This window comes from Mesorhizobium sp. M1E.F.Ca.ET.041.01.1.1, from assembly GCF_003997355.1.
GTDB lineage: Bacteria > Pseudomonadota > Alphaproteobacteria > Rhizobiales > Rhizobiaceae > Mesorhizobium.
This window is the reverse complement of sequence record NZ_RZSL01001050.1, coordinates 1-1,198: the sequence shown is the minus strand read 5'-3', so window position 1 is coordinate 1,198 and position 1,198 is coordinate 1. Positions and strand designations below refer to the sequence as shown.

3 protein-coding genes are annotated in these 1,198 nt (G+C 64.8%); all 3 read right to left on the bottom strand.

What is annotated here, in order from left to right:
- Positions 1-171 (bottom strand): DUF2958 domain-containing protein (locus EOA38_RS37245; RefSeq protein WP_127301556.1); only part of this gene is annotated, 171 nt, incomplete at its 3' end.
- A gap of 14 nt (positions 172-185) precedes the next feature.
- Positions 186-389, bottom strand: coding sequence for a hypothetical protein (locus tag EOA38_RS37240; RefSeq protein ID WP_127222321.1), 204 nt, complete (start codon positions 387-389; stop codon positions 186-188).
- On the bottom strand, positions 386-1,198 hold an 813-nt coding region (locus tag EOA38_RS37235; RefSeq protein ID WP_127301554.1), incomplete at its 5' end, for a zincin-like metallopeptidase domain-containing protein. The genes EOA38_RS37240 and EOA38_RS37235, both read right to left, overlap by 4 nt.

Sequence of the window (1,198 nt, the reverse complement as noted above, 5' to 3'; positions counted from 1 at the left end):
GAGGTCGCACAGGCCGAACAGCGTGTCGCCGTCGGCGTCGAGTTCGCTCAAGAGCCAGGTCGCGGGCCCGGTGGGATCGAACAGTTTGACGACCGGGTGATGGTCGGTTTCTGTTTCGGCCGCGCCATTGGCGAGCAGCCGGGCGCGAAGGTCGTCGGTAATGAGGATCATGGCAAAACTCCTTGTCAAAACAGGTCGAGCTGGTTGCGGGTGCAGTCGTCGAACAGGCCGATATCGAGCGGCTTTTGCGCCTTGCGTGGCCGCATGGGCGCGTCCGTGAGAAGGCAAAGCCGGTCGCGCGTGGTGACGGGCCGGACACCGGGAATGAGGGTCTGCTCGCCTTCCGGCGTCGTCTCGGTCGGCAGCGCCTGGGGATCGCGCGCCTTCACGCCGCGATCTCCTCACGGTCCGAGGCTTCGGCGTTGCTGTGAGGGCCGAGCAGGAAATCGGCGGCTTTGGAAGCTTGGCTGGCGGCGCGGAAAATGGCGCGGTTGTCCTCGCGCAGCACGGTGAGCCATGAGCCGATGCAGTCGGCATGGCGCACGGTCGGCTCGATGGCGAGAGAGCTGCAGACGAAGGCGCCGCAGATTTCGGCGACCAGTTCCTCGCGCGCATAGGTCTTGGAGCGGAACGAGCCGGAAAGGTCGCGCGCAAGCCGGGTCGGATGGCCGGTCCAGTGGCCAAGCTCGTGGAAACAGGTGCGGTAATAGTCGATCTGATGAAAGAAAGCGGGCTGCGGCGGCACCTGAATGAAGTCGCTGCCCGGCATGTAAAAAGCGCGATCGCCGCCGATCCTGAAATCCGCGCCGCAGTCGTGAATCAGCGCCTCGGCCTGCGGGATGATCTGACGCTCGGGCAGCGGTTCGGCGGCGGCATGGAGGTGGTCGGGCAGGTTGTCGCATTGCGCGACATTGAAGACGGTGAAGCGCTTCAAAAAGGGCACGGCATGCGGTTCGTCGCCATCCGTCTTGGCGCGTTCCTTTTCGACCTTTGGGACGAACCGGTCAGCATGCACTATTGTTGTGCCGTGTTCGCCCTTCCTGACGTTGCCGCCAAGGGCAAGCGCCTGCCGGAAAGTGAGCCAGTTCTGGCTTGGGTAAGCCCGCTCGATGACCGCGCCCCAAAGGATCAGGATGTTGATGCCGCAATAGCGGCGACCGGTGGCCGCGTTGCTGGGCAGGCCGAGGCCGGCCTTCGC